Origin of the sequence: Legionella sp. km772, assembly GCF_003989735.1 — a bacterium.
Lineage (GTDB): Bacteria > Pseudomonadota > Gammaproteobacteria > Legionellales > Legionellaceae > Legionella.
This window is the reverse complement of sequence record NZ_RZGQ01000306.1, coordinates 1-1,879: the sequence shown is the minus strand read 5'-3', so window position 1 is coordinate 1,879 and position 1,879 is coordinate 1. Positions and strand designations below refer to the sequence as shown.

Here is a 1,879-nt window from a genome sequence, read left to right as displayed (position 1 = left end):
AAATCAAATAATCACTATAAAGATCAAGCATATCCATTTAATTCCCTCCCTAAAATTAAGGGCGGAATTCTAATGCTTTTTAGTCAAACTACAAGTTTATGTGCGTAACATGAGTAATAAGCCCTTGGCATTACGAATGAATTCATGGGTAATATTTTGTTCTTTTTCTTGTAAGGGAAGATAGGGAATAGCACTAATATCTAATTCCGGATCATAAAGGCGAACTTTGTGTTGGATTGTTCTAACCAATTCATTACGAGCATTAAATTCATTGGTATAAATGCGATCATGATCAGGATCCATCTCCAAACCTTGCAACATTTCTTTTACAGAGATTTCTTCATCCAAGGTTATTTGTAATTTTTTAGCGTATTCAATTTTCTTTTTATCATTTCCATAGCGGTCGGTAGCAAACAGAGTCAAATAATTTAAGCCATTCACTTGCGCAATAACATGGCCTAGCTTATTAAACCAAGCTCTATTTTCATTCCATAAATCATTAAAAGGATCGACCAACTCCTTTTCACTGTATATTTCACCAAAGGTAGTATAGGCGATTTTTTTAACAGGGGCATTTAGCCCATGTTGGGCCTGACCTTGCAAATGCGGAATATAAGTAAAAACTTCTGATTGAGTGGTTTGAATTAGTCTATTGGCTCGATCAAATTTAAAATAGAGACATCGATCATCGGACGAACTTTTTAGGATAGATTCTACCAGTTCTAAAGGTAGGCCTATTGTTGTATATGGAGATAAATTTAGCTCCAAAGCAAGGGCATGGCGTGTTAATTGAATGACATTGCCAAATAGATTATATTTAAATGTCGTTACAAAGCCCTCTTGATCTATTTCATAGCGTAATTGGCCTGCGTCATAGATTTTAAACTTTGAACTTCCAGCTTCATCGATCAATACAACAGCTTGCTTAAACGAGTTATAAATTGTTTTACTTGAAAGCGTTACTTTCTTTTCTGGACGAAATTGCAGCTCACCATTCTGCTTTAGCAAGGTTTCTAGGCTGCTTTGTTCTGCATCAGTTTGGGCATGTTGACCCAAGGCGAAATAGTCCTCTATAAACCGCGTAGGTATTTTGCTTTTATCATAAACACCGGCTTCCTCTTGCGAAATTTGGATAATTTGCTGCACAGCATTGCGGTGAAAGTCGATAACGCGTGCTTCTGGCGTATTGTAGGCTTCGATAATTCGTTGCACATCCCCCTTATATTCTATCTTTTTTATAATTCTTTGGAGCCCTTGAGGTTTAATCAACAATCCTTGCTCTGTTACTCTGGTTACTTCAGTGGGCGGTGTTGCTTCCTCAATTTTCCTATTCGCACTATCAACATTAAAAAGCCAACTATCGCCCCCTTTATCGAGGTATTCTCTTAAATTATCTAAGGCATCTAATTTATAATGCTCTTCATAGCCTAATTGATCAGTGGAGCTTATCTTGCGAGAAGCCGCGTCATATTGATTTGAAATGAGCGGAATCTGGTCTTTAGGTGGTAACAAATCACTGATTGCACTTAAAGAATAAAGTTTTGGTAAGATTATTTTTTGTGGGTAAAACCAGGTTTTACTCGGTTTATCACTAGTGTGATATTGATGTTCGGTTACATAGCCCTCTGCGTTTACTTCATAAATAACCTGGCCAAATGAATTATGAACATAGCGAGAGAAACGGTCTTCTGGATGGGTAAGCAAGTCTCGATCTGGGTATTGTAGATAATCAAAATAGGGCCTTATGTAATCACGCTCTTCAATAACTCATGTTACGCACATAAACTTGTAGTTTGACTAAAAAGCATTAGAATTCCGCCCTTAATTTTAGGGAGGGAATTAAATGGATATGCTTGATCTTTATAGTGATTATTTGATT

Annotated in this window: 1 protein-coding gene; it reads right to left on the bottom strand. The window is 36.7% G+C overall.

All coding sequences use genetic code 11. From position 1 onward, the window contains the following. Window positions 1–96 precede the first annotated feature (96 nt). Window positions 97–1,704 (bottom strand): hypothetical protein, encoded by a 1,608-nt coding sequence (locus tag ELY15_RS15480; protein WP_127101614.1) that lies wholly within the window; start codon window positions 1,702–1,704, stop codon window positions 97–99. Window positions 1,705–1,879: the final 175 nt, after the last annotated feature.